General features: G+C 53.7%; 21 protein-coding genes and 1 pseudogene. 10 read left to right on the top strand and 12 right to left on the bottom strand.

The genetic code is table 11. From position 1 onward, the window contains the following. Window positions 1–103: 103 nt before the first annotated feature. Window positions 104–1,008 (bottom strand): annotated as a pseudogene (locus PGQ95_RS12140) (MurR/RpiR family transcriptional regulator). 319 nt (window positions 1,009–1,327) lie between these two features. Here PGQ95_RS12140 and zwf point away from each other — a divergent pair. From zwf to PGQ95_RS12125, 3 genes are all read left to right on the top strand, one after another. Beyond that, window positions 1,328–2,803 (top strand): glucose-6-phosphate dehydrogenase, encoded by a 1,476-nt coding sequence (gene zwf / locus PGQ95_RS12135; protein WP_045390321.1) that lies wholly within the window; start codon window positions 1,328–1,330, stop codon window positions 2,801–2,803. Window positions 2,804–3,025: 222 nt separating this feature from the next. Further along, entirely contained in the window at window positions 3,026–4,837 is a 1,812-nt protein-coding gene (gene edd / locus PGQ95_RS12130; RefSeq protein ID WP_087860541.1) for a phosphogluconate dehydratase, read from the top strand. A 38-nt stretch (window positions 4,838–4,875) separates the two neighbouring features. After that, window positions 4,876–5,517, top strand: coding sequence for a bifunctional 4-hydroxy-2-oxoglutarate aldolase/2-dehydro-3-deoxy-phosphogluconate aldolase (locus tag PGQ95_RS12125; protein ID WP_015366001.1), 642 nt, complete (start codon window positions 4,876–4,878; stop codon window positions 5,515–5,517). Between the two features lie 53 nt (window positions 5,518–5,570). Here the strand turns inward: PGQ95_RS12125 and purT are convergent, their stop codons facing one another. Continuing rightward, window positions 5,571–6,749: a formate-dependent phosphoribosylglycinamide formyltransferase gene (gene purT, locus PGQ95_RS12120; RefSeq protein ID WP_430918232.1), complete on the bottom strand. Its 1,179-nt coding sequence runs from the start codon at window positions 6,747–6,749 to the stop codon at window positions 5,571–5,573. A gap of 136 nt (window positions 6,750–6,885) precedes the next feature. Here purT and PGQ95_RS12115 point away from each other — a divergent pair, with 136 nt between their 5' ends. From PGQ95_RS12115 to ptrB, 3 genes are all read left to right on the top strand, one after another. Continuing rightward, complete coding sequence (locus tag PGQ95_RS12115) at window positions 6,886–7,239, top strand: YebG family protein (protein WP_087860543.1); 354 nt, start codon at window positions 6,886–6,888, stop codon at window positions 7,237–7,239. Window positions 7,240–7,344: 105 nt separating this feature from the next. Continuing rightward, window positions 7,345–8,016: a tellurite resistance TerB family protein gene (locus tag PGQ95_RS12110; protein WP_430918229.1), complete on the top strand. Its 672-nt coding sequence runs from the start codon at window positions 7,345–7,347 to the stop codon at window positions 8,014–8,016. Window positions 8,017–8,138: 122 nt separating this feature from the next. Further along, window positions 8,139–10,199: an oligopeptidase B gene (ptrB, locus tag PGQ95_RS12105; RefSeq protein ID WP_430918226.1), complete on the top strand. Its 2,061-nt coding sequence runs from the start codon at window positions 8,139–8,141 to the stop codon at window positions 10,197–10,199. A 2-nt stretch (window positions 10,200–10,201) separates the two neighbouring features. Here ptrB and exoX read toward each other — a convergent pair whose 3' ends face one another. Then, window positions 10,202–10,861: an exodeoxyribonuclease X gene (gene exoX / locus PGQ95_RS12100; RefSeq protein ID WP_430918224.1), complete on the bottom strand. Its 660-nt coding sequence runs from the start codon at window positions 10,859–10,861 to the stop codon at window positions 10,202–10,204. A 79-nt stretch (window positions 10,862–10,940) separates the two neighbouring features. Continuing rightward, window positions 10,941–11,171: a DNA polymerase III subunit theta gene (locus tag PGQ95_RS12095; RefSeq protein WP_015366007.1), complete on the bottom strand. Its 231-nt coding sequence runs from the start codon at window positions 11,169–11,171 to the stop codon at window positions 10,941–10,943. Window positions 11,172–11,305: 134 nt separating this feature from the next. Here PGQ95_RS12095 and yobA point away from each other — a divergent pair, with 134 nt between their 5' ends. Genes yobA through PGQ95_RS12080 form a run of 3 tightly spaced genes read left to right on the top strand, consistent with a single transcriptional unit; the run spans window position 11,306 to window position 12,908 of the window. Then, entirely contained in the window at window positions 11,306–11,680 is a 375-nt protein-coding gene (gene yobA / locus PGQ95_RS12090) for a CopC domain-containing protein YobA (RefSeq protein ID WP_087860547.1), read from the top strand. A 3-nt stretch (window positions 11,681–11,683) separates the two neighbouring features. Beyond that, complete coding sequence (gene copD, locus PGQ95_RS12085; RefSeq protein ID WP_213316876.1) at window positions 11,684–12,553, top strand: copper homeostasis membrane protein CopD; 870 nt, start codon at window positions 11,684–11,686, stop codon at window positions 12,551–12,553. A gap of 13 nt (window positions 12,554–12,566) precedes the next feature. Next, window positions 12,567–12,908, top strand: coding sequence for a YebY family protein (locus tag PGQ95_RS12080; RefSeq protein WP_087860549.1), 342 nt, complete (start codon window positions 12,567–12,569; stop codon window positions 12,906–12,908). 468 nt (window positions 12,909–13,376) lie between these two features. On the opposite strand, the gene PGQ95_RS12075 is transcribed toward PGQ95_RS12080, so the two are convergent. The 3 genes from PGQ95_RS12075 to PGQ95_RS12065 all read right to left on the bottom strand — a co-directional run bounded on the left by PGQ95_RS12075 (window position 13,377) and on the right by PGQ95_RS12065 (window position 16,430). Continuing rightward, window positions 13,377–14,471 carry an acyltransferase family protein gene (locus tag PGQ95_RS12075; RefSeq protein ID WP_430918222.1) on the bottom strand — a complete coding sequence of 365 codons (1,095 nt, stop codon included), beginning with the start codon at window positions 14,469–14,471 and terminating at the stop codon, window positions 13,377–13,379. 729 nt (window positions 14,472–15,200) lie between these two features. Beyond that, window positions 15,201–15,344 (bottom strand): Ecr family regulatory small membrane protein, encoded by a 144-nt coding sequence (locus PGQ95_RS12070; RefSeq protein WP_113373576.1) that lies wholly within the window; start codon window positions 15,342–15,344, stop codon window positions 15,201–15,203. Window positions 15,345–15,461: 117 nt separating this feature from the next. Beyond that, a complete protein-coding gene (locus PGQ95_RS12065) occupies window positions 15,462–16,430 on the bottom strand; it encodes a VirK/YbjX family protein (protein WP_162750163.1) in 969 nt (322 codons plus the stop codon). Window positions 16,431–16,576: 146 nt separating this feature from the next. Between PGQ95_RS12065 and pphA the strand changes: the two genes are divergently transcribed. Then, window positions 16,577–17,230 (top strand): protein-serine/threonine phosphatase, encoded by a 654-nt coding sequence (pphA, locus tag PGQ95_RS12060; RefSeq protein WP_113373578.1) that lies wholly within the window; start codon window positions 16,577–16,579, stop codon window positions 17,228–17,230. Here pphA and PGQ95_RS12055 read toward each other — a convergent pair. From PGQ95_RS12055 to yebS, 5 genes are all read right to left on the bottom strand, one after another. Further along, entirely contained in the window at window positions 17,227–17,418 is a 192-nt protein-coding gene (locus PGQ95_RS12055; protein ID WP_045376105.1) for a YebW family protein, read from the bottom strand. The genes pphA and PGQ95_RS12055 overlap by 4 nt on opposite strands. A gap of 101 nt (window positions 17,419–17,519) precedes the next feature. Continuing rightward, a complete protein-coding gene (locus PGQ95_RS12050) occupies window positions 17,520–17,759 on the bottom strand; it encodes a YebV family protein (RefSeq protein ID WP_015705939.1) in 240 nt (79 codons plus the stop codon). A gap of 112 nt (window positions 17,760–17,871) precedes the next feature. Beyond that, complete coding sequence (gene rsmF, locus PGQ95_RS12045; RefSeq protein WP_213794544.1) at window positions 17,872–19,305, bottom strand: 16S rRNA (cytosine(1407)-C(5))-methyltransferase RsmF; 1,434 nt, start codon at window positions 19,303–19,305, stop codon at window positions 17,872–17,874. A gap of 87 nt (window positions 19,306–19,392) precedes the next feature. Further along, window positions 19,393–22,026, bottom strand: a complete 2,634-nt coding sequence (locus PGQ95_RS12040; protein ID WP_213794545.1) for a PqiB family protein — start codon at window positions 22,024–22,026, stop codon at window positions 19,393–19,395. Further along, on the bottom strand, window positions 21,995–23,278 hold the full coding sequence (gene yebS, locus PGQ95_RS12035; protein WP_015705937.1) for a membrane integrity lipid transport subunit YebS: 1,284 nt from the start codon (window positions 23,276–23,278) through the stop codon (window positions 21,995–21,997). Before yebS ends, PGQ95_RS12040 begins: the two co-directional genes overlap by 32 nt. Window positions 23,279–23,366: the final 88 nt, after the last annotated feature.

Here is a 23,366-nt window from a genome sequence, read left to right as displayed (position 1 = left end):
AACTTTGGTGTTGCGTGAACATGGATTCGGTAGCGCCAAATCCGCTAACGGGCGGAACTGCTACGCTGCCGAGACATAATTGGTCTCTGACTTATAATAACTATTATTGTTTATCACTACTCATGAGTAGTTCTTTATCAAAGCGCGATTCCTTCAGCGCTTCCTTGACCCTCTTCAAGTTATCTCTGAATTTTGCTCCGCGGCGCAGGGTGAAGCCGGTCGCCAGCACATCAATTACCGTGAGCTGGGCCAGACGCGACACCATTGGCATATAAATATCGGTGTCTTCCGGGACGTCCAGAGTAATGGCCAGCGTCGACTCCCGCGCCAGCGGGGTGCCGGCTGAAGTAATGGCAATGACCATGGCATCGTTTTCACGCGCCAGTTGCGCCAGTTCAACCAGGCTTTTGGTGCGCCCGGTGTGTGAAATGATGACCACCACGTCATCATCGTTACAATTCATACAGCTCATGCGCTGCAGGACAATATCGTCGGAGTAGATGACCGGGACGTTAAAACGGAAAAATTTATTCATCGCGTCATGCGCGACGGCGGCTGAAGACCCCAGGCCGAAGAAGGAAATTTTCTTCGCCTGGGTAAGCAGATCCACTGCCCGGTTGACCGCCGACATATCCAGCGCGTGATGCACCTGATCGAGGCTGGCCATTGCTGATTCGAAAATTTTCGCCGTATAGGATTCGACGCTGTCGTCTTCATCGACATTACGGTTAACATAGAGGGTACCGTGTGCCAGACTTTGTGCCAGATGCAGTTTAAAATCGGGGAAGCCCCGGGTTTCCAGGCTGCGACAAAATCGGTTTACGGTCGGCTCGCTGACGCCGGCTTCCAGCGCCAAGGCCGCAATGCTTGAGTGAATGGCCTGCGCCGGGGTGGCAAGAATGACTTCCGCCACTTTGCGTTCAGATTTGCTAAGGTTTTCCAGTCGGGACTGGATTTTTTCCAGCATGTTCATTGTTTACAGGCGCTCATCAATGGAAACGATTTCATTAATGGGTGAAATCATCAGGCGTTTTAGCAAGAATATACCCCTCCGCAATCAGAAGCGGTGAGGAATGACGAGAAAAAATGTCGTTTTTTTTCATTACATGATCAGAGTCGTATTTTACTAACTGAAAACCAGACGAAACAACGAACATTCTTAGCCTGATGCCCAATTTGTCGGCGAACGCTTTTCCTCTATGTGCGGTAACGTCGGGAAAGCACCGCCAAGGGTTTCAGGAAATTCGTAAACACAGTACAGTGCAGCGTAAGAAAATTACAAATTTAGCCTGGCATAAGCACCAGACTATCAACTGAGGAGAATGACATGGCGGTAACGCAAACGGCCCAGGCATGCGATCTGGTCATTTTCGGCGCGAAAGGTGACCTCGCGCGCCGTAAACTGTTGCCTTCCCTGTATCAGCTTGAAAAGGCTGGCCAGATTAACCCTGAAACCCGCATCATCGGCGTAGGTCGCGCCGATTGGGATAAAGACGCTTACACTAAAGTCGTACGTGAAGCGTTAGAAACCTTCATGAAAGAGAAAATCGACGAAGGTCTATGGGATACCCTGAGCGGTCGTCTGGACTTCTGTAACCTTGATGTCAACGATACCAGCGGTTTTACGCGTCTGGGCGAAATGCTGGATCAGGAAAACCGCGTCACCATTAACTACTTCGCGATGCCGCCCAGCACATTCGGCGCTATCTGCAAAGGTCTGGGCGAAGCGAAGCTGAATGCCAAACCCGCGCGGGTGGTGATGGAAAAACCGCTCGGAACCTCGCTGGAAACCTCGCGTGAAATTAATGACCAGGTGGGTGAGTATTTCGAAGAGTGCCAGGTTTACCGTATCGACCATTACCTGGGCAAAGAGACGGTACTGAACCTGTTGGCGCTGCGCTTTGCTAACTCCTTGTTCGTCAATAACTGGGACTGCCGCACCATTGACCACGTTGAAATCACCGTGGCGGAGGAAGTGGGTATTGAAGGCCGCTGGGGTTATTTCGATCAAGCCGGGCAGATGCGCGACATGATCCAGAACCACCTGCTGCAGATCCTGTGCATGATCGCCATGTCGCCGCCGTCCGATCTGACTGCCGACAGCATCCGCGATGAAAAAGTGAAAGTGCTGAAATCGCTGCGCCGTATCGATCGCTCGAACGTGCGTGAGAAAACCGTCCGCGGTCAGTACACCGCCGGGTTTGCGCAAGGCAAAAAAGTACCGGGCTATCTGGAAGAAGAGGGCGCTAACAAATCCAGTAATACGGAGACCTTTGTGGCCATCCGCGTGGATATCGATAACTGGCGCTGGGCTGGGGTTCCGTTCTACCTGCGTACCGGTAAACGCCTGCCGACGAAATGCTCCGAAGTGGTAGTTTACTTCAAAACTCCGGAACTGAACCTGTTCAAAGAGACCTGGCAGGAGCTGCCGCAGAACAAATTGACCATTCGTCTGCAGCCAGATGAAGGTGTGGATATTCAGGTGCTTAACAAAGTTCCAGGCCTCGATCACAAGCATAATCTGCAGATCACCAAGCTGGATCTGAGCTACTCCGAAACCTTCAATCAAACTCACCTGGCGGATGCCTACGAACGCCTGCTGTTGGAAACCATGCGCGGTATCCAGGCTCTGTTCGTGCGTCGCGATGAAGTAGAAGAAGCGTGGAAGTGGGTTGACTCCATTACCGGCGCATGGGCGGCCGACGGCGACGCGCCGAAGCCTTACCAGGCAGGGACCTGGGGACCGGTGGCGTCGGTGGCGATGATCACCCGCGATGGCCGTTCCTGGAACGAATTCGAGTAAGTGTATCGTTAATCCGGGAGAGTTATTTTACCGGTAACATGATCTGGCGCAGTCTGGCGCATAATTTTTAATCTTTTAAGCCCCGGGAGGATTCACCCCCGGGGCTTTTTTTATTACACTGCCCGTAGACATTTTGCCCCTGAGCCCCAGTGGTGGTGCCATTTACACCATTCTTCGACGTCATCGCGCGGTGGCCGGACAGATAAATTTTGAGGAGCCTCTATGAATTCGACAATGTTACGGGTAACAAATCGCATTATCGAACGGTCGCGCGAAACCCGCTCAGCCTACCTCGCACGGATTAATCAAGCCAAAAGCGATACAGTCCATCGTTCACAGTTGGCCTGCGGCAACCTGGCGCACGGTTTTGCCGCCTGTCAGTCAGAAGATAAAGCGTCTCTGAAGAGCATGTTGCGCAACAACATCGCCATTATCACCTCCTATAACGATATGTTGTCCGCCCACCAGCCTTATGAACATTATCCGGATATCATTCGCAAAGCCTTGCACTCCGCCAATGCGGTAGGGCAAGTGGCCGGCGGCGTGCCGGCAATGTGTGACGGCGTGACGCAGGGCCAGGATGGTATGGAACTGTCGCTGTTGAGCCGCGAAGTGATTGCCATGTCTGCCGCCATCGGTCTGTCGCACAATATGTTCGACGGCGCGTTGTATCTTGGCGTATGCGATAAAATTGTTCCGGGACTGACCATGGCGGCGCTCTCCTTCGGCCATCTGCCGTCGGTATTTATTCCGTCTGGCCCGATGGCCAGCGGCCTGCCGAATAAAGAAAAAGTGCGCATTCGTCAGCTGTACGCCGAAGGTAAGGTTGACCGTATGGCGCTGCTTGAATCCGAAGCCGCCTCTTATCATGCGCCGGGCACCTGTACCTTCTACGGTACCGCCAACACCAACCAAATGGTGGTTGAGTTTATGGGCATGCAGTTGCCTGGTTCCTCGTTTGTTCATCCGGACGCTCCGCTGCGCGAAGCGCTGACCAGCGCCGCCGCGCGTCAGGTGACGCGCATGACCGGTAACGGCAATGAGTGGATGCCGCTGGGCAAAATGATTGACGAAAAAGTGGTGGTCAACGGTATCGTTGCGCTGCTGGCGACCGGCGGTTCCACCAACCACACGATGCATCTGGTGGCAATGGCGCGCGCGGCGGGCATTATCATTAACTGGGATGATTTCTCCGATCTTTCCGATGTGGTGCCGCTGTTGGCGCGTCTGTATCCAAACGGTCCGGCGGACATTAACCACTTCCAGGCGGCAGGCGGCGTGCCGGTACTGGTTCGCGAGCTGCTGAAAGGCGGATTGCTGCACGAAGATGTCAACACGGTTGCCGGCTTCGGGCTGTCGCGTTACACCATGGAACCATGGCTGAATAACGGCGAACTGGACTGGCGTGAAGGGGCGACCGCGCCGCTTGACGATCAGGTCATCGCTACCTTCGAGAAACCGTTCTCCCGCCATGGCGGTACCAAAGTGCTGAGCGGTAACCTCGGTCGTGCGGTAATGAAAACCTCCGCAGTGCCGGTTGAGAACCAGATTATCGAAGCGCCAGCGGTCGTCTTTGAGAGCCAGCACGACGTGCTACCCGCGTTTGAAGCGGGGCTGCTGGATAAAGATTGCGTAGTCGTCGTACGCCATCAGGGGCCGAAAGCGAACGGCATGCCAGAATTACATAAACTTATGCCGCCACTTGGTGTATTATTGGACCGCCGTTTCAAAATTGCGCTGGTCACCGATGGCCGACTTTCCGGCGCATCAGGCAAGGTACCGTCAGCCATCCATGTAACTCCTGAAGCCTACGATGGCGGGCTGCTGGCGAAAGTGCGCGATGGCGACATCATTCGCGTTAACGGGCAGACCGGCGAGTTGACCCTGCTGGTCGATGAAGCCGAACTGGCCGCCCGCCAGCCGCATATTCCTGACCTGAGCAGCTCGCGGGTCGGTACCGGCCGCGAGATGTTCGGCGCGCTGCGCGAGAAGCTCTCCGGAGCCGAGCAGGGCGCAACCTGCATTACTTTTTAAGACGATTCGATTTGTAGATCTGGCGAGAGAAAACTCTGATGAAAAACTGGAAAACAACTGCAGAAGCAATCCTGACTAACGGCCCGGTCGTACCGGTTATCGTGGTGAAAAAGCTGGAACACGCGGTGCCGATGGCGAAAGCGCTGGTTGCAGGCGGTGTACGCGTTCTGGAAGTCACGCTGCGCACCGAGTGCGCGCTGGAAGCTATCCGCGCTATCGCCAAAGAAGTGCCGGAGGCGATTGTCGGCGCCGGCACCGTGACCAACGTTGAGCAACTGAAAGCCGTTACTGAAGCAGGCGCGCAGTTCGCTATTAGCCCGGGCCTGACCGAATCCCTGCTGAAAGCGGCGACCGGCGAAGGCACGATCCCGTTGATCCCGGGTATTAGCACCGTATCCGAGCTGATGCTGGGCATGCAGTATGGCCTGAAAGAGTTCAAATTCTTCCCGGCGGAAGCGAACGGCGGTGTGAAAGCGCTGCAGGCGATTGCGGGTCCATTCGGCCACATTCGTTTTTGCCCGACCGGCGGCATCTCTCCGGCGAATTACCGCGACTATCTGGCGCTTAACAGCGTGCTGTGCATCGGCGGCTCCTGGCTGGTTCCGGCCGACGCGCTGGAAAATGGCGACTACGATCGCATCACCAAACTGGCCCGCGAAGCGGTAGAAGGCGCGAAATAATTTCTGCGCCTTAAATGACTGAAGCCCGGCGCGCGTGAGCGACCGGGCTTTTTTTATCCCTTCACGACAACCGCGGCGGCGGCGGTTTTGGCGCGGCTGATGGCTTCATCGACGTTATCAGCAACCGCCAGCGTAACGCCCAGGCGACGCGCGCCGGCGATTTCCGGTTTACCGAACAGACGCAACTGCAGACCCGCGCCGACGGCGGCCTGCAAATTGCTAAAGGTCACGTTCTCACTGGTTAGCTGCGGCAAAATCACCGCCGATGCCGCCGGGCCATACTGGCGGATGGCGCCGATCGGCAGGCCAAGGAAGGCGCGAACGTGCAGGGCGAATTCCGACAGATCCTGCGAGATCAGAGTGACCATACCGGTATCGTGTGGGCGAGGGGAGACTTCGCTGAAGATCACCTCATCGCCGCAAACGAACAATTCAACGCCGAAGAGCCCATATCCACCCAGCGCCAGCACCACTTTGCGGGCGATCTCCTGCGCGCGTTGCAGCGCGAGATCGCTCATCTGTTGGGGCTGCCAGGATTCACGGTAGTCGCCATCTTCCTGACGATGGCCTACCGGGGCGCAAAAGTGGACGCCGTCGACGGCGCTGACGGTGAGCAGCGTAATTTCAAAATCAAAATTTACCACTCCTTCGACGATGACGCGTCCGGCGCCTGCGCGCCCGCCCTGTTGAGCGTATTGCCAGGCGGCGCTGAGCTGGTCAGCCGAGCGGATAAAGCTCTGGCCTTTACCGGAGGAGCTCATCACCGGCTTAACGATACAAGGCAAACCAATTTCGTCGACGGCAGCGCGGAACCCCTCTTCACTGTCGGCAAAACGATAGGCAGAGGTGGGAATTTGCAGCTCTTCGGCCGCCAGCCGGCGAATGCCTTCACGATTCATGGTGAGTTTCGCGGCTCTCGCCGTCGGCACCACTGTTTGCCCGGCTTGTTCCAGTTCAACCAGAGTGTCGGTAGCAATGGCTTCGATCTCCGGCACGATATAATCCGGTTTTTCTAAGGCGATCAGTTCACGCAGCGCGTCGCCGTGCAGCATGTTGATGACGTGAGAACGATGGGCCACCTGCATCGCCGGCGCATCGGGATAGCGGTCGACGGCGATGGTTTCAATACCTAACCGCTGGCATTCAATGGCGACTTCTTTTCCGAGCTCGCCGGAACCTAACAACATTACCTTCGTGGCCGCGGGGCGCAGCGCGGTACCTAATAAAGTCATAACCTACTCTCAGCGTAAACAGAACATGCCGCGCATTATAAACGAAAACGTTTGCGTCTGTCTTTATACGCGTAAGTTGAGAACGGCGGCGAAATTTGATATACTGTATATAAATACAGTATAAAGAGGCTGCACAATGGCGGTTGAAATCAAATACGTCGTGATCCGTGAAGGTGAGGAAAAAATGTCTTTTGCCAGCAAAAAAGAGGCCGATGCTTACGACAAAATGCTCGATTTGGCAGAGGTGCTCAATGACTGGCTGGTCGCGTGCCCGCTGGAATTAGATGAAGCTCAGCGTGACAATATGTCGATGTGGCTGGCCGAGCGCAAAGACGCCTTACACCACATTCTGAAGTCAGGGAAATTGCCGGAAGCAGAAGATCATGCTGAGGCGGCGGCAGAAATGCCGGAGTCGGCAATTGCCGAGGCTGAGTCCTCTTCCGCCGAAGAAGGCGCCGCAAAAAAACCGCGGAAAGTGAAAGCTGCCTGATAACCGGGCGCAACGGAAATTTTCGCATCTTTAGCCAGCCATAACATTTCCTGACGTCTCGTCGTTTAGGCTGATGGCATCGCATCTCGCGCTATGAGGAATGTTATGGCTAACTGGCTTAATCAACTTCAGTCCCTGCTGGGCCAGCAGGGTAACCCCGTCTCCGCTGAAAAGTCGTCATCCGCTAAAAACCTGCTGCCCGGCGCATTGGGCGGTCTTGCGGGCTTATTGGTCGCCAGCAAGTCATCGCGCAAGCTGCTGGCGAAATTTGGCACCGGCGCGCTGCTGGTTGGCGGCGGCGCGGTGGCAGGCAGCGTGCTGTGGAATAAGTATCAGCAAAAAATGCGCGGCCAGCAGGCGGATATCGTGACACAGACATCAACAGCGCCTGCCCAGGAACCGGTTGTGCTTGATGCGCGCAGCGAGCGGCTGATTACCGCGCTAGTCTTTGCCGCCAAAAGCGACGGTCATATTGACGAGCGTGAACGTCAGCATATAGAAGAGCAGTTGCGAGCGGCGAACATCGACGTGCAGGGCCGGGTGTTGATCGACAGGGTTTTAACCCAGCCGCTCGACCCGCAGCGGCTGGCGCAAAGCGTGCGCGATGGGCAAGAAGCGCTGGAAATTTACTACCTCAGCTGTGCGGTAATTGATATCGACCATTTTATGGAGCGCAGCTACCTGGATGCGCTCGGTGACGCGCTCAAACTGCCTGAAGATGTCCGCGAAGAGATAGAACGCGATGTTCAGGCGCAAAAGCAGGCGCTTGATTCTTAAAAGAGAGCGTTCCGCTTGCATCGCTGGCCACTTTTGCCACCCTTATAGACACGACATCGTTCAGGGCGCACGATGCCCTGAGTGATTTTGTGATTCCATAATAAGACGCAGAAGAATAACGCATGCTACCGAAAGCCAAACGGATCCCCCACGCCATGACGCTACATGGCGACACTCGCATCGATAATTACTACTGGCTGCGCGATGACGAACGCGCGCGCCCGGAAGTGCTGGATTATCTCCATCAGGAAAATGACTACGGTAAAAAGGTGATGGACTCGCAAAGCAGCCTGCAGGAGCGGGTGCTGAAAGAAATCATCGATCGCATTCCGCAGCGGGAGGTCTCCGCACCTTATAGCAAAAATGGCTACCGCTATCGTCAGGTCTATGAACCCGGCTGTGAATACGCGATTTACCAACGTCAGTCAGTGCTCAAAGAAGAGTGGGATGAATGGGAGATTTTGCTCGACGCCAACCAGCGGGCGGCGAAAAGCGAATTCTACACTCTCGGCGGATTAGGCGTCGCGCCGAACAACCAGCTGATGGCGGTGGCGGAAGATTACCTTTCACGGCGTCAGTATGGCTTACGTTTTAAGGATCTGAACAGCGGCGAATGGTCGGCTGAAATCCTGGAAAACGTCACGCCAGGATTCGCCTGGAGCAACGACTCGCGCTTCTTGTGGTATGTGCGCAAACATCCGACGACGCTGCTGCCTTATCAGGTCTGGCGGCATGCCATTGGCACCACCGCAGATAACGATGTCCTGGTCTACGAAGAGAAAGACGACACGTTTTACGTCAGCGTGCATAAGACTACCTCCCAGCAGTTTGTGGTGATTTATCTTGCCAGCGCCACCACCAGCGAAGTGTTATTACTTAACCCGGAGCTTCCCGATGCGACACCGGTGTGTTTTTTGCCACGACGTAAGGATCATGAATATAGCCTCGACCATTATCAGCACGCGTTTTATCTGCGTTCTAATCGCGAGGGCAAAAACTTCGGGCTTTACCGCACCGTGCTCCGCGATGAAGACCAGTGGCAGACGCTGATCCCAGCGCGTCCTGACGTGATGCTCGAAGGCTTTACTCTATTCACCGACTGGCTGGTGGTTGAGGAGCGTCAGCGTGGCTTGACCAGCCTGCGGCAAATCAACCGTAAAACGCGAGAAGTGGTAGGTATCGCCTTTGACGATCCCGCCTACGTCACCTGGCTTGCCTATAATCCGGAACCGGAGACCTCGCGGCTACGCTATGGTTATTCATCGATGACTACTCCGGATACGCTGTTTGAGCTGGATATGGATACCGGCGAGCGGCGGGTTATCAAACAACAGGAAGTGCAGGGCTTTGACGCTGCCTGTTATCGCAGCGAACATCTGTGGGTGACAGCGCGTGACGGCGTGGAGGTGCCGGTATCGCTGGTCTATCACCGCGAACACTTTCGTAAAGGGGCCAACCCGCTACTGGTGTACGGCTATGGCTCTTACGGCGCCAGCATGGACGCCGATTTTAGCGCCAGCCGTCTGAGCCTGCTGGATCGCGGTTTTGTCTTTGCAATAGCCCATATTCGCGGCGGCGGCGAACTTGGCCAGCAGTGGTATGAAGACGGCAAATTCCTCAACAAAAAGAATACCTTTAACGATTATCTGGACGTCTGCGATGCGCTGCTGGCGCAGGGATATGGCGACCCTAAATTATGTTATGGCATGGGCGGCAGCGCCGGCGGCATGCTGATGGGCGTGGCGATTAACCAACGACCGGAGTTGTTCCATGGCGTAGTGGCGCAGGTGCCGTTTGTTGACGTACTGACCACCATGCTCGACGAATCTATTCCGCTCACTACCGGTGAGTTTGAGGAGTGGGGAAACCCGCAGGACGAAACCTATTATCACTATATGAAGAGCTATAGCCCCTATGATGGCGTATCTGCCCAGGCTTATCCGCATATGCTAGTGACCACCGGGCTGCATGATTCGCAGGTGCAATATTGGGAGCCCGCGAAGTGGGTGGCGAAGCTACGCGAGCTGAAAACCGACGACAATCTGCTGCTGCTATGTACCGATATGGATTCCGGGCATGGCGGCAAGTCGGGACGGTTTAAAAGCTACGAGGGCGTGGCATTGGAATACGCCTTTTTAATCGCCCTCGCGCAGGGGACTTTGCCCGGCAAGGTGGAAGTGTAGCGTTACTCGCCGAGATAGTGTTTAAGGGTCAGACGCAGTTCCGGGCTCATCCGGTCCAGGTTATTGAACAGCCAACGTAAATAGCCTGGATCGTTTTCCGCCACTTCCGACACCGCTTTGCCGCGATATTTGCCGAAGGTAAAGGTAGTCAGCAGCGCCGGGCGGCCGGTAATGTTGGCCATTTCATCCGGCGACCAGCCGGAGACCTGCATGATATCCAGCAGTAAGGCGGCGGTGATATAGCTGTCGTACAGCGCGCGGTGGTGATGCAAACCCGGCGGGGTAGCTACGCTCAGCTTGCGCGACTTATACAACCCCATATTGCTGTACTTAATCCCCGGCCACAGGCGGCGCGCCAGCTTCATAGTACAAATCCACTCGCCGTTCATTTCCGGTAATACCCGGCGATCGAAACTGGCGTTATGGGCGACATACCATGGGCTACCCTGGTAGTGCGGCACGATTTCTTCAATCCAGGGCTTATCGGCCACCATCTCTTCAGTAATGTGATGGATTGCCATTGCCTGCGGGCTGATTGGGCGGTCAGGGCGCACCAGATGACTCATGGGATTGGTTATCTGGCCGTCGATGATATCGACGGAGGCAATTTCAACAATGCCGCCCTGCAAACCGCAGGTTTCGGTATCGATTACGCGCAGCATGGCTTACTCCTCGCCAAAAACCCCAGCGTAATAGAATGCGCGGCGGTTGCCAATGGGGGTATCCTCAAGGAATGAGCAATCATTTCGCTTTCGGTTCATACGGCAGGCGGGAAAGTGACACGGATGCCAGACGGTGCGCGATCAGTCGTTCACGAAACCAGTCGCGCAGGTGAGCGGGTTGCTCTCGTTCGACGAGATCGGCAACGACGGGCATATTGTAGCGTTCTTTAAAAGCGACGCCGGCCGCTGCGAGGTCAACGTTGACCTTGTCCATTTCATCTTGCGAAATTTTTGCCAGATTATTTGCCATCAGTACCTCCTTCATTACGGAGCAAAAGTTACTAAGCGTGACGCTGAAAGGCAAGTCCCGGATGCTTAGCTCGACTCTGCTATTATACAGGGTTATTCTCTGTCCAACATACATAACAAAAAGGAATGACGTTAATGCGAAACATCGCCGGACGCGCGCTATACGCCGCCGTATTTCTCAGCGCTATGTTGACCACCGCCAGCGCTTTTGCCCATGCCCATCTCCAGCAACAAATCCCGGCGGCCGATTCGACGGTCTCAACGTCGCCGCAGGCGCTCACCTTAACCTTCAGCGAAGGGGTGGAAACCACTTTCAGCGGCGTGACCCTCAGCGGCCCGCAGAATAAACCAGTAGCTACCGGCAAATTGGCCCGCAGCGACGGTAATAAAGCGCAATTAACGCTGCCGCTGAATGAACCGCTGGCGGCGGGCGAGTACACCGTAGAGTGGCATGTGGTCTCCGTTGACGGCCATAAGACCAAAGGGCAATACCACTTCAGCGTGAAATAAACCATGCTGTCGGGAATATATGTCGGCCTGCGGTTTGTCCACTTCATCTCATTGATGACGGCCTTCGGTTGCGCGCTGTACGGCGCATGGTGGGCGCCAGTCTCGCTGCGTCGCCTGTTGATGCAGCGTTTTTATCCACTGCTGCGCTACCTGCTAATGATTAGCGCTATTTCAGCCACTTTGATGCTGATGGCGCAGGGCGGGTTGATGGGGGATGGCTGGAACGATGTCTGGCAACCTGCAATCTGGCGCGCTGTTATCGGGACGCAGTTTGGCGGCGTCTGGCTGTGGCAGATGGTACTGGCGTGGATTGCGCTGACTGTTGCGTGGATCAAACCGCGTCGCCCGGCGCGTCTGTTGTTGCTGCTATTTTGCGCGCAGTTGTTGTTAATGGCAGGCGTGGGGCATGCGGCGATGCATGATGGTTGGACTGGCGCATTACAGCGTACTAATCACGCGCTACATCTGTTTTGCGTCGCTGCCTGGGCCGGTGGGCTGCTGCCATTTGTCTACTGCCTGCGGCTGGCGCGCGGGCGCTGGCGTCAGGTAGCCATAACCGCCATGATGCGCTTTTCACGTTACGGGCATTTGGCCGTGGCTGGCGCGATTGCCAGCGGGATTGGCAATACGCTGTTGATACAGGGGCGGCTGATTGGCGATTCACCGTGGGGAGTGATGTTGTTGTTCAAATGTGCGCTGGTCGCCGGGATGGTAGCAATTGCGCTGGTGAACAGGTATGTTCTGGTACCGCGAATGTCAGGTAACGGCTCGTGGGCGGAACGAACTATTTTACGCACTACACAGTTGGAAATGGCGCTTGCCGCGCTGGCAGTACTAGCCGTCAGCCTGTTCGCGACCTGGCAACCTAATTGAATTAACTGGCTAAATGATGAAAAAAATCGTTCTGACAATGTTGTTACTGGCAAGCTCAGGCGCCGCGTTGGCGGCGCCACAGGTGATTACCGTGAGCCGTTTTGAAGTGGGTAAGGACAACTGGGCGTTCACCCGTGAAGAAGTCATGTTAACCTGCCGCCCGGGTAATGCGCTGTACGCCATCAACCCGAGCACCCTGGTGCAGTATCCGCTGAATGATGTCGCCGAGCAGGAAGTGAAGGCCGGTAAGACTACCGCACAGCCGATTTCCATCATTCAGGCTGACGATCCGCAGCATCCGGGGCAAAAAATGAGCCTGGCGCCATTTATCGAACGAGCGCAAAAGCTTTGTTGATAATGACCTATATCACTTTGTTTTAAAGGTAAAAAAACCGCCGGCGTTTGGTAAGAGAACGCGGCGGTTTTTTGTTATTTGTCAGCAATTTTTCAACCACTTTTGTCGCGGACTGGAAAACCTGTCACAGTCATCTATTCTTATAAGGCAAGGCGACTTAGCCTGCATTAATGCCAACTTTTAGCGCACGGCTCTCTCCCAAGAGCCATTTCCCTGGACCGAATACAGGAATCGTGTTCGGTCTCTTTTTATCTGTTATTCAGCGAGTTACACTCATCCCGCTGAGAGTGCTCAAACGGCCGAATGCTGAACTTTCTACCTTATATCACAACCAAAACCAGCTTAACATTATTTTTACATAAAAATTGCCGTCCTGCCGTTACGGCAACTCCGATACCCAAAATGCGGCTTTAGTGAAATGGCGCAACTTTGATGTGTGAAGGATCAAAGAGAGGGACAACCCCGTTTTTATACGGCCAACTTTGTCTCATGCGCTTTAACAGAATGTCTTTTTATATAGTATTTAAACACTTTCATCGCGGGTAATTCTATGAGTCGATATGATAAATAAGAGAAGACGAAAGTCAGGCTGAGTATAGCCGCGACTTTTATAACCCCTGGGATATCACTCCAAATCCAGTTGGTATGAATTCTGATGTACTGGTTAATTGCATAATGAATCAGATACATCGAATATGAAATATTGCCCAGGAAATACAGGAACTTATTTTTGAACATTGCATTCCCGGCTTCAAAGTATAATGCTGTGAAGAATATTAAAAATGCCCCGTAAAAAATACCAGCCTTGAATATTAAGCCATGACCACCATTGACATATAACATCGTCAAATATATTATTGACAATATAATTAAGGCTTGTTCAACGAGTTTGCTTCTATATTTTACAAGCCATCCTCTCAGTTCGAAAAGAGCCATCCCAGCAATGAATTCCCATGTGATTGTGGTACTAATAATTTTGAGTGGAACCTGATACCAATGTTGTACTAATATATTTGCAGACACATATCGGTTGAACTCAAAAGCGCCATTATATGTGATCTGAGATATGACTGTTAATGCTATTAAGAACAGGGAGCATAGCACGGATCTGTATTTGTGCGATACTTTCATAGCTACTGAAAATACAATATAAAAATAAATTTCATAGGTTAACGTCCATGGAGTCCCCATCAGGTTAAAGTCATACGCAGGAGCGGGGGCGGAGTAATTTTTATGAAACAGAAGTAATGATTTAATCATGGTCGATAGGTTAGTGTCGCGAAAAACGGTAACGCAATAGAATACCCAAACAATAAAAAGACAAGGGTAAATTCGAACAAGTCTTTTCCCCAGGAATAAAACCGTATTTTCATTGCCATGTCTTGTAGCATAGGCAATAATAAACCCACTAATTATAAAAAATATATCCACACCAATCCTTCCGGCATCGAATAAATGCCCCCATTCATCACCCATATACCAGGAAATGTGAAGTAGTACGACTAATAATGCTGCTATGCCGCGAAGATAATGTATTGATAATATTTCTTGCTTGCTGTTCATTTAATCAACAACCTGAGGGGGGGGGATTTCCGCAGATGTTACCACTTACAATGCGGGCTCTCAGCATAAATAAGAGGGGGTGGTGATCTACAAGTATTAGCAATTATTGCACTCTGTTTTTATTTTTCATTATTATCAATTGGTTATGGTTTTTTTGTTTTAGATGTTCATTTTTTTTGTTACTTTTTCAGAAAATATTTAATATAAATCGATGCGGTGTTTTAGCTCTTTATATATTGTCCCTGTATGGGTTGTTTGTTGGTATTTGAGGTGTGAATGATTTATTGACGGATTTAGAGATTAAATTAGCTATAACGCTCATATTTATATGCCAACCTAAACGTCAGGTTAACTTGCAGCCACCGATCATCAGATGTCAGTTATCCCGATATGGCGGCCAGATCATATCAGCTCCTCTACCCCGGTGGAGCATGGGGTAAAAGGTTGCTAAAAGTGTGTTACATCGTAGCTCTATCGCATGGGGACCGTTGAGTACGCAGCCAATCTACAGGTTGCAATTCACGGTATTGCTAGCGTGTTGCTGTTAAAAGGCAGTGGGTGTGTAAAAACACAACAGAAAGAAGACACCTGCACACAACCAGACCCATAGTGCAGGTGAAAGATGGGTCTACATCGGAAGTCAGTAGTATACCTATTTGTATGATAAATTAAATAAGGCAATGATGGAATGCTATACAATTAATGCGGTTCTCTGGAAGGGCAATGAAGTTATTCCGGGGCGATTAACGTAGGATAGAGTAAGGTTTCCAGATAGCTGACCAATACCCATATCTCGTCACTGAAAATAAACCACAGCGCGCTAACTAAAATAAGCAGGATAACCAGCAGCAGGAAAATCTCAGTTTTACTCATGGGTCAATGGCCAACTTAAACCGATTATCAACAGGCCACGATATTAACCAAAGAGTGTACAAATGAAAACGCCGTTATTAAAAACGGCGAATCTTTTTCGTAATAAGACGTGAATATTTATTTTACACTTAGCAGATTAGCCACCTGTACGGCCATCTCATCCATGAACTGGAAACGGCGGCGATATTCGGCGCGCTTTTTACTGGCGATACTCTCCAGCGATTTTCTTTCCAGCTTCAGCGGTAGGCGCCAGCGATAACTATCGTCACGCACGCCTTCAATTGATTGCCAGAACTCATCGTAGCTGGCGTGGAAGTGCCGGCCTTTACTTAAACGATAGCGCAGCGCGCGAAACACATGACCATTATCGCTGACGCCGTAAATAGCCTGAATATTGCTTCGGGCGGCCAGCAGCCAGATGAACTCCAACAGCAGGCGTTTGGGAAACAGACCGTAGCAGGCGCGGGTTGCGTGTTTAATGACGTCATGGGAAACATGCCGACGCGGCCCCTGCAGGCCGCCGATGACCAGTTGCCACTGCCCTTGATGGCGGACTACGCTAAACGTGGCGCTGGCCAACAGTTGCTGCTGGCTATCGCGAAGCCAAAGAGTCGTTTCACCTTCTCGTTCGGCTTTGCCGGCTGACGAGGCAAAGAGCGTGAAGGCCGCATCATCTTTAGCGGACAGGGTCAGTAACGGTCGTTCTGACGGCGATATCATGGCCGTTGCCAATCGGTTCTCGCCCAGCGAGTCGACGTACTGATAGTGGCTAATGATAGCCTGGGAACGCTGACGGGCGTTAAGGTCGCGCACTAAATACTGGCGATGTACTTTACCTGGCAGCGTAGCCTGCGCCGCCAGCAGTTGGCGGAAATCACCACGCGCAGAAAGGGTGTCCAGCATCTCGCGGGTCGGCTGATAGAACAGTGCCGTACGCAGCAAGAATTTGAGCCGATAATTGCGTTTTTGCCAGATTGGCGCAGGCGTGATACGCCCCATTACGAGATCGGCAATCAAATTTGAGCGTTGCTGAAGTGTGCATGATGAATGCAGGCTATTGTCCGTCACGATGTCATACCTCGTCATTATTTTATTTTTATTTTACGGATCTCGCGGGACAAGCTTAATGCTTCGCCAGACTATATTTACGCCTTGTTTAACGTTGATTGACGTATGTATTTCTAACCACGCCTTCAGTCATATTTTGTATAATTAACTGAGGGGGTGGAAATATGTATCAGCGCGTAGAAGGTAGCGCCTGGCGTAATATCTGGCTGGTGGGCGATCTACATGGTTGTTTTGATTTATTAATGTCCCAGCTGCGGCAGCGTAAATTTGATCCCTGGCAGGATCTTCTGATCTCTGTTGGCGATCTGATTGACCGTGGGCCGCAAAGCGTGAAATGTCTGGGCTTGCTGCATTGCCGGTGGTTCAGAGCGGTGCGCGGCAACCATGAGCAAATGGCGCTGGATGCGCTGGCGAGCGGGGAAATGGCGCTGTGGACGATGAACGGCGGCGGCTGGTATCCAACCGCCTCACAGGAACAGAAACGGTTGGCTGATTTGCTGTTTAACCGCTGCCGGGATGTGCCGTTAATCATTGAACTCCGCTGCCAGGATACCACCCACGTGATTGCCCATGCCGACTATCCCGCCAGCGTTTATCGTTGGCAGTTGCCCGTGGACGAGCATCAGGTGCTCTGGGGCCGCCAGCGTTTAACCGATCATCTGGCGGGACGGCACGGAGAGATAGCCGGGGCGGATCACTTTTGGTTTGGCCATACGCCGCTTAAACGCCGTTACGATAGCGATAACCAACACTACATTGATACCGGCGCGGTGTTTGGCGGAGAGCTAACGCTGGTGCGGCTGCAGTCGGCTGTTTAAAAGTCGCTATATTCCGTCGCCGGACGCCAGAAGCCGTCGATAAAATCTTCTACCGGGAAACAGCCTCCCTGGCGAATTCGTTGGTCGTCCATAGCGACGAGGCATTGTCGTTCGCTATCATAGACATCCACTACGATGTCTTCGCACCCGCCGTCCAGATAGCAAATGAATAATACTAAGGCAAACATCCCGCCCTCATTAGCGAATGAACATAAGGTAAGTGTAGGGGAAGTTAGCGCAGCGGGGGAGGGATATAAATAACCCGTCTCAGGCGACGGGTTCATTTGAGTCAGGCAAGGCGCATGACCCAGGCATCGGATTGGCGATCGTAATGTTTACGGTAAAGCACAGAATGTTCGCCATTGAGAATGGCGGGAACGCTGGTTTCGGCATCCCAGGCGTCTAATTGCATGCATAAGTCAGGATCGGATTTGCAAGGAATGCTTAACGTTCGCTCACCCTGTGACTCGCCATGCAGCTCGGCGTCGTCGATTTCAAACGCGCCGATTCGTACGTTAGTTTTACTCATCATTCACCCCGTTTGTCTGCTGAGTTGTGGTACGACCAGTTAGGCCGTCATTTTTCAGCGTAGACAACGGGGAGTATATCGCCAGTCAAAAAGTGCGCTTTTTGGCGCGCGGTCACGACTTTCCGGCGAAAAGTTTGCCGTCGCGCACCAGTTCGCGAGGGTAACTGTTTTTCAACCGCGATCCCACGCGCTTGGCGAGTCCTAATGGCGCGCCCTGGAAAGTGACAATCACTTCATCCTGCCGCGGCGGCGCCTCGGGATAGACATCGCGCCCACGATACCACTCTTCCGCTTCCGCTAAGGTGAGCTCAAACGGCTCCTCTGGCGCAGCAAGCGCGATCGCTGCTTCATGCTGCCAGCGGTAGCCTTTGTTATGCGTTTCAGCGAGGCGAATTCCGATGCGCGAAAAACGAACCCTGCCGATTAACGCTTCCAGTTCTTGCGGGAACAGCCAGATTTCTTTATCGCGTTGCCATAAACGAAGATGCTCTGCCCATTGCAGGCCAACGGCGTTGGCGGCTGCGGTGACAGCCGCTGCCTCACGTCCTTTCATCGGTGCGAAAGGGAACTTGCCCACTTTATAACCTGGCGCAGGTAGGGGATCGATAGAGGTGGTTTTACGCAGGCGGGCAACGAAAAAACCCTCACAATCAAAAATCTGCGGGAACACGTGCAGGAAACCTTCGTCGGTGAGCGCTTCGTGAGCCTGCGGGAAGAGTGAATCCAGGGTCATGACTTCAACCGCCTGCGGGTAGGTTTGCAGCAGCCAGTTAACCACTTCCTCGTTTTCTTCACGGTTCAGCGTACAGGTGGAGTAGACGAGGGTACCGCCAGGACGCAGAGCGTGAAATGCGCTGTCAATGAGTTCTCTTTGCGTGCCGGCAATCTCCTGATTACTTTCCGGCGACCAGTTTTTTAGCGCGTCGGGATCTTTACGCACTACTCCTTCGCCCGAGCAGGGGGCATCGAGCAAAATCGCGTCGAAGCACTCAGGCAGAGCGGCGCCGAAGACGCGCCCATCGAAGTGGGTGAGGGCAACGTTATTAATGCCGCAGCGGCTGATATTGGCGTGCAGCACTTTCACCCGGCTGGCGGAGAATTCGTTTGCCAGGATCCCGCCGCGGTTGCCCATCCGGGCGGCGATTTGCGTCGTTTTGGAACCTGGCGCGGCGGCGACATCCATCACTCGCTCCGGCATTTCGCCATCGGCGAACAGCGCCGCTACCGGCAGCATCGAGCTCGCTTCCTGAATATAAAATAGCCCGCTCAGATGCTCGGCGGTGCTGCCCAGCGGGAGTACATCGTCATCATCACGCTCGATCCAGAAACCCTCTGCGCACCACGGGACCGGCGTTAACTGCCAGCCGTAAGGGGCGACCAGTTGCAGAAAATCAGCGACCGTAATCTTCAACGTATTGACGCGAATACTGCGGCGCAGCGGGCGCTGGCAGGCGGCGATGAAGTCATCGAACGAAAGATGCGTTGGCATTGCCGCACGCATTTGAGCGAGGAAGAGTTCCGGGAGAAAGACAGCGTTTTGAGCCACGAGCAGCGCACCACAAGCAAAAAGGGGGCGCAGTTTACCATAAACGCCCCGGAGCGGGACACCGGGGCGTTCAGGCATTGGAGAGAATTAATTAGGCAGCGCCGTTCCCCAATCGCGCCACTCTTTTGGCTCGCTTTCCAGCAGCAAGAAGTGTTTGCCATCCTGCGCTTTCGGCGCCAGCGGCGTTCCCGGCGGGGTGGCAAAGGCGATACCGCCGCGGATAAACTGGTTGAAGGTACCTGTTTTCACCACTCCGCCAATCAGACCGAAGTCGAGGCTATAGCCGGAAGCCAGCCAGAACACCGAGTTATTGCGCACTAAGTACTGATAACGCTTACTGATACGCAGCTTAACCATAACGCGGTCGGACATCGAGCCCAGCGTCAGCCCGGTCACGGTACCCACTTCCAGGCCGCGGAACAGCACCGGCGTACCAATATCGAGCGAACCGGCTTCCGGCACTTCGACGATAATGCTCAGGCCGTCGATGTAGCGCGAATCGGTGATGGTGGTGTCCTGAATCTCGAAGTCGCGGCGCGGCGAACCACGGCCAGGTTCAACATTGATATACGACTGGAAGATCGTGTCCAGATGTTCAACGCCGGCGGCAGAGATCTGCGGCGTAATCACCGAGAAGCGGGTACCGGCACGGGCAAAGGTGCCGACATATTCCGGATAAAGCACCGCTTTCGCCTGAACTTCATTTTTTGCCGTAATCAACTCCAGCGACTGGATCTGGCCGATGTCGATACCGAGATAGCGAATCGGCATACCCGCCGCCATTTTACCCGCATCGAAAGCGTGCAGCGTAATCTGGCCGCCCACCGCGCGGGCGGCGGTTTCGGAGGCGTACAAGATACGCTTATTGTTCAAGCGCGCGTTGGCGCTGCTGCCGTTGAGGTTATCAAAGCTGATGGCGCCTTTCAGCGCGCGAGCCAGCGGCGACGCCTGCACGGTTAGCCCATTACCGTCGAGTTTTACCTTCGCGCCGCCTTCCGCCCAGAAAACGCTGTTATTGGTCAACAAATGGCGATATTCCGGTTTGATATGCAGATCGATATCGAAAGCGTTGCTGCGCGGTTTCACCGAGATGATCTCGCCGACGGCGAATTTGCGATACAACACTACCGAGCCTGCCTGCACATCGGGCAGCGTTTCCGCGGAAAGACTCAGCGTGGTGGTCGGGATTTCACTGAGGCTATTTTCCTGCGCTTTTTCCAGGTTGGCATACAGCGGATAGCTGTTGTGCATTTCCCCTTTTTCACCGGGGATGATGCGGATCCCGCCATCAACCCATTCGCTGGCGCTGGCGCCAAGTACCTGCACGCCATCCAGCCCAACTTTCACATCAAGGCGGCTGTTGACGACAAATTTGCTATCGCCGCGTACCAGATTGCGATACTCCGGCGAAATGGCGACCTGGAAAGTGACCCCCTCTGCGGTGAGCTTGCGTTCCAGCACCTGGCCGACCTTAACGCCGTGTAGCATCAGCGGCTGGCCGGCAGAAATGCCATAGCTTTCCGGCGCCGATAGCGTCACGGTGGCGACGTTGGGCTCTTCCAGTAGCGCTTTATCGGCTGCCATAACCATAAAGTGATTTCGCGGTTCGCCGTCACCAGGGACCAGCTCGAAGGTGTTGCCGGTGAGTAGAGCGCTAACGCTTGGGTTATCCAGCGAGATTTTCGGCTTCTTCATTTGAATCAGCGTCTTATCCCGAAGCAGGGTGACCACGCTCGGGTCGACGGTCATCTCACCGGTAACTTTACCGCCGGGATTGAGATTGAGTTTGGTTAACTGACCTACTTCCAGCCCCTGGTACATTAGCGGCGTAGAGCCCGCCTTCAACCCATCACCGTCGGGTAGCTCCAGCGTCACCAGCACCCCGCGCTGGCTGTGCGCCAGATCCTCATACAGGTTGTACTCGTCGTTTTGCGCCGCCGCTTTGGAGTCGTCAGGCGAGTCAAAGGCAATGGCGCCGTTAACTAACGCGGAGAGGTTTTCCAACTGGACTTTGGCACCGCTCAGGCTGACGTCGGCTTTAATCCCGGAGACGTTCCAGAACCGACTGCCTTTTTTAACAAGATTGGTGAAGCGACGCTCGATTAATACATCAATCGTCACCCCCTGATTGTTGGCGTTGAGCGTGTAGTCATACACCCGGCCAACCGGAATTTTACGGAAATAGACCAGCGAGCCGCTGTTCAGCGAACCGAGATCCGGCGCCTGCAGATGAATCATCAGTTCGCCGTTGTTGATGCGATATTTTGGCTGAGTATCCAGGGCGACGAAGTGATCTTCCGGTTCGCCTTTACCTGGCATCATACCGATATAGTTACCGCCGACCAGCGCATCCAGCCCGGAAACGCCGGCCAGTGAAGCCTTTGGCGTCACCAGCCAGAACTGGGTGTCTTTGCGCAGCGCGTCTTTCATATCGCTCTTCACGCTGGCGGAAACTTCGATCTTGCTGAGGTCCTTACTCAAAGAGATATCCTGTACCGTACCAACCTCTACCCCTTGATAGCGGATAGGGGTACGTCCCGGAACAATCCCGTTTGCGGACTGGAAATCGATGGTAATCGTCGTTCCCCGACCTTCAAAGCTGGTCCAGATGAGCCATCCGGCAATCATCAGCGCGATGACCGGCAACAGCCAGAATGGCGAGATACGGCGTTTGGTTTTTATTTTGGCTTCAGTCGGCGAAGCGGGCGTTTCCTGACTCATGAGCGTCCCAAAGTAAGCGGCTGTCCAGCCATTCAACTGCAAGGATAGTTAAAATTACCGCGCCGCCGAAATACACCGCCGCCGGCCCCATGGTAAAAGCCAGGAGCTGATCGCGGTTTATCAACGACATGGTTAATGAGATAACAAACAGATCCAACATCGACCAGCGGCCGATCCAGGTAATCAGCCGCAGCAGCAGGATACGCGTACGTAGCCCCTGTTCGCACTTGAATTGTATGCTGACCAGCAGGGTAAATAACACTATAACTTTGGTGAATGGTACCAAAATACTGGCGATGAACACTACGCCGGCGATTGCGATGTTGCTGTTGGCGAGTGAAATGATCCCCGAAAGAATCGTATCTTCCTGGCGCGCGCCATTGACGTAGATTATCGAAATCGGTAGCAGGTTGGCCGGCAGCAGGAAAACCAGCGACGCAATCAGGGCCGCCCAGCTACGCTGTAGGCTTTGCGGCCGGCGATGATGCAGCGAGGTATGGCACCGGCGGCAGCGGCCGCGGGAGTCGCGATAACCGGTATAGTGACAGCCGGTGCAAACCTGAAGATTGGTGTCGTAGCGCATGGCCGGGCGTTCGGGATAAAAACGCTCCCACAACTCTTCCACGTTCATGTGGATGAGCGTCAGGATGCTGAGTAGGGTCAGTGCGATAAAGGCGATCAAGCCGATGCCGGGCTGCAGGAAGGCATAGTCCTGGACTTTTATGGAGGCAACGCCGATACCGACCAGATAAATGTCCAGCATCACCCACTCTTTCAGTTTGCCGAGCATCAGCAGCACCGGCCGCAGGTTCATCCCCAGCACGTTACCAAGCCAAAGGTAGGCGATGGAAACTACCAGCAGAACGGGCGCAACCACCGCGCAGAAGAGCACCATCGCGGCGGTAATGGGATCGCCCTGGTTGGTCATCTGCCAGATCCCCTGCAAAACGTTGGCGTCAATACGCACGCCGAGCAGATGCAAACGCAGCAGCGGCTCGCTCCAGGCGAACGGCATCAGCAACATCATCGTAAACGCCATACTGGCGAGCCGGGAGAGGGACCAATCGCGGCCGTCACGGACCTTCGCGTTGCACCGCGGGCACCAGGCGCATTGATTTCTTTTCACAACCGGTATGCGGAACAGCATGTCGCACTGCGTACAGCGCTGATAGTGCGCATGCGGCGTTGGCGAACTGACCGAATGAACGGTAATCTTCTTCGTCGGCGTGATTGAGGGTGTTTTTATCAGCATTTATTACGTTCGGGAATGAATGTATCCCACTATATTAACCCAGGAATGAATTCATCTTGAGCCCGAAGGCATTTAATGCTTATTTTAG

It is taken from the genome of Klebsiella sp. 141240 (genome assembly GCF_050600805.1).
Lineage (GTDB): Bacteria > Pseudomonadota > Gammaproteobacteria > Enterobacterales > Enterobacteriaceae > Klebsiella > Klebsiella aerogenes.
Note: the sequence above shows the minus strand (reverse complement) of the source record. Positions and strands in the feature narration are given on the sequence as shown.

Bases quoted from the DNA above. Each gene is read 5' to 3' on its own strand.
- copD (WP_213316876.1), top strand. From the start codon at position 11,684: ATGCTGTCGGGAATATATGTCGGCCTGCGGTTTGTCCACTTCATCTCA.
- PGQ95_RS12050 (WP_015705939.1), bottom strand. From the start codon at position 17,759: ATGAGTAAAACTAACGTACGAATCGGCGCGTTTGAAATCGACGACGCC.
- yobA (WP_087860547.1), top strand. From the start codon at position 11,306: ATGCGAAACATCGCCGGACGCGCGCTATACGCCGCCGTATTTCTCAGC.
- PGQ95_RS12065 (WP_162750163.1), bottom strand. From the start codon at position 16,430: ATGACGAGGTATGACATCGTGACGGACAATAGCCTGCATTCATCATGC.
- edd (WP_087860541.1), top strand. From the start codon at position 3,026: ATGAATTCGACAATGTTACGGGTAACAAATCGCATTATCGAACGGTCG.
- PGQ95_RS12070 (WP_113373576.1), bottom strand. From the start codon at position 15,344: ATGAGTAAAACTGAGATTTTCCTGCTGCTGGTTATCCTGCTTATTTTA.
- PGQ95_RS12055 (WP_045376105.1), bottom strand. From the start codon at position 17,418: ATGTTTGCCTTAGTATTATTCATTTGCTATCTGGACGGCGGGTGCGAA.
- PGQ95_RS12080 (WP_087860549.1), top strand. From the start codon at position 12,567: ATGATGAAAAAAATCGTTCTGACAATGTTGTTACTGGCAAGCTCAGGC.
- PGQ95_RS12095 (WP_015366007.1), bottom strand. From the start codon at position 11,171: ATGGCAAATAATCTGGCAAAAATTTCGCAAGATGAAATGGACAAGGTC.
- PGQ95_RS12040 (WP_213794545.1), bottom strand. From the start codon at position 22,026: ATGAGTCAGGAAACGCCCGCTTCGCCGACTGAAGCCAAAATAAAAACC.
- PGQ95_RS12110 (WP_430918229.1), top strand. From the start codon at position 7,345: ATGGCTAACTGGCTTAATCAACTTCAGTCCCTGCTGGGCCAGCAGGGT.
- PGQ95_RS12125 (WP_015366001.1), top strand. From the start codon at position 4,876: ATGAAAAACTGGAAAACAACTGCAGAAGCAATCCTGACTAACGGCCCG.
- ptrB (WP_430918226.1), top strand. From the start codon at position 8,139: ATGCTACCGAAAGCCAAACGGATCCCCCACGCCATGACGCTACATGGC.
- purT (WP_430918232.1), bottom strand. From the start codon at position 6,749: ATGACTTTATTAGGTACCGCGCTGCGCCCCGCGGCCACGAAGGTAATG.
- PGQ95_RS12115 (WP_087860543.1), top strand. From the start codon at position 6,886: ATGGCGGTTGAAATCAAATACGTCGTGATCCGTGAAGGTGAGGAAAAA.
- pphA (WP_113373578.1), top strand. From the start codon at position 16,577: ATGTATCAGCGCGTAGAAGGTAGCGCCTGGCGTAATATCTGGCTGGTG.
- PGQ95_RS12075 (WP_430918222.1), bottom strand. From the start codon at position 14,471: ATGAACAGCAAGCAAGAAATATTATCAATACATTATCTTCGCGGCATA.
- zwf (WP_045390321.1), top strand. From the start codon at position 1,328: ATGGCGGTAACGCAAACGGCCCAGGCATGCGATCTGGTCATTTTCGGC.
- yebS (WP_015705937.1), bottom strand. From the start codon at position 23,278: ATGCTGATAAAAACACCCTCAATCACGCCGACGAAGAAGATTACCGTT.
- exoX (WP_430918224.1), bottom strand. From the start codon at position 10,861: ATGCTGCGCGTAATCGATACCGAAACCTGCGGTTTGCAGGGCGGCATT.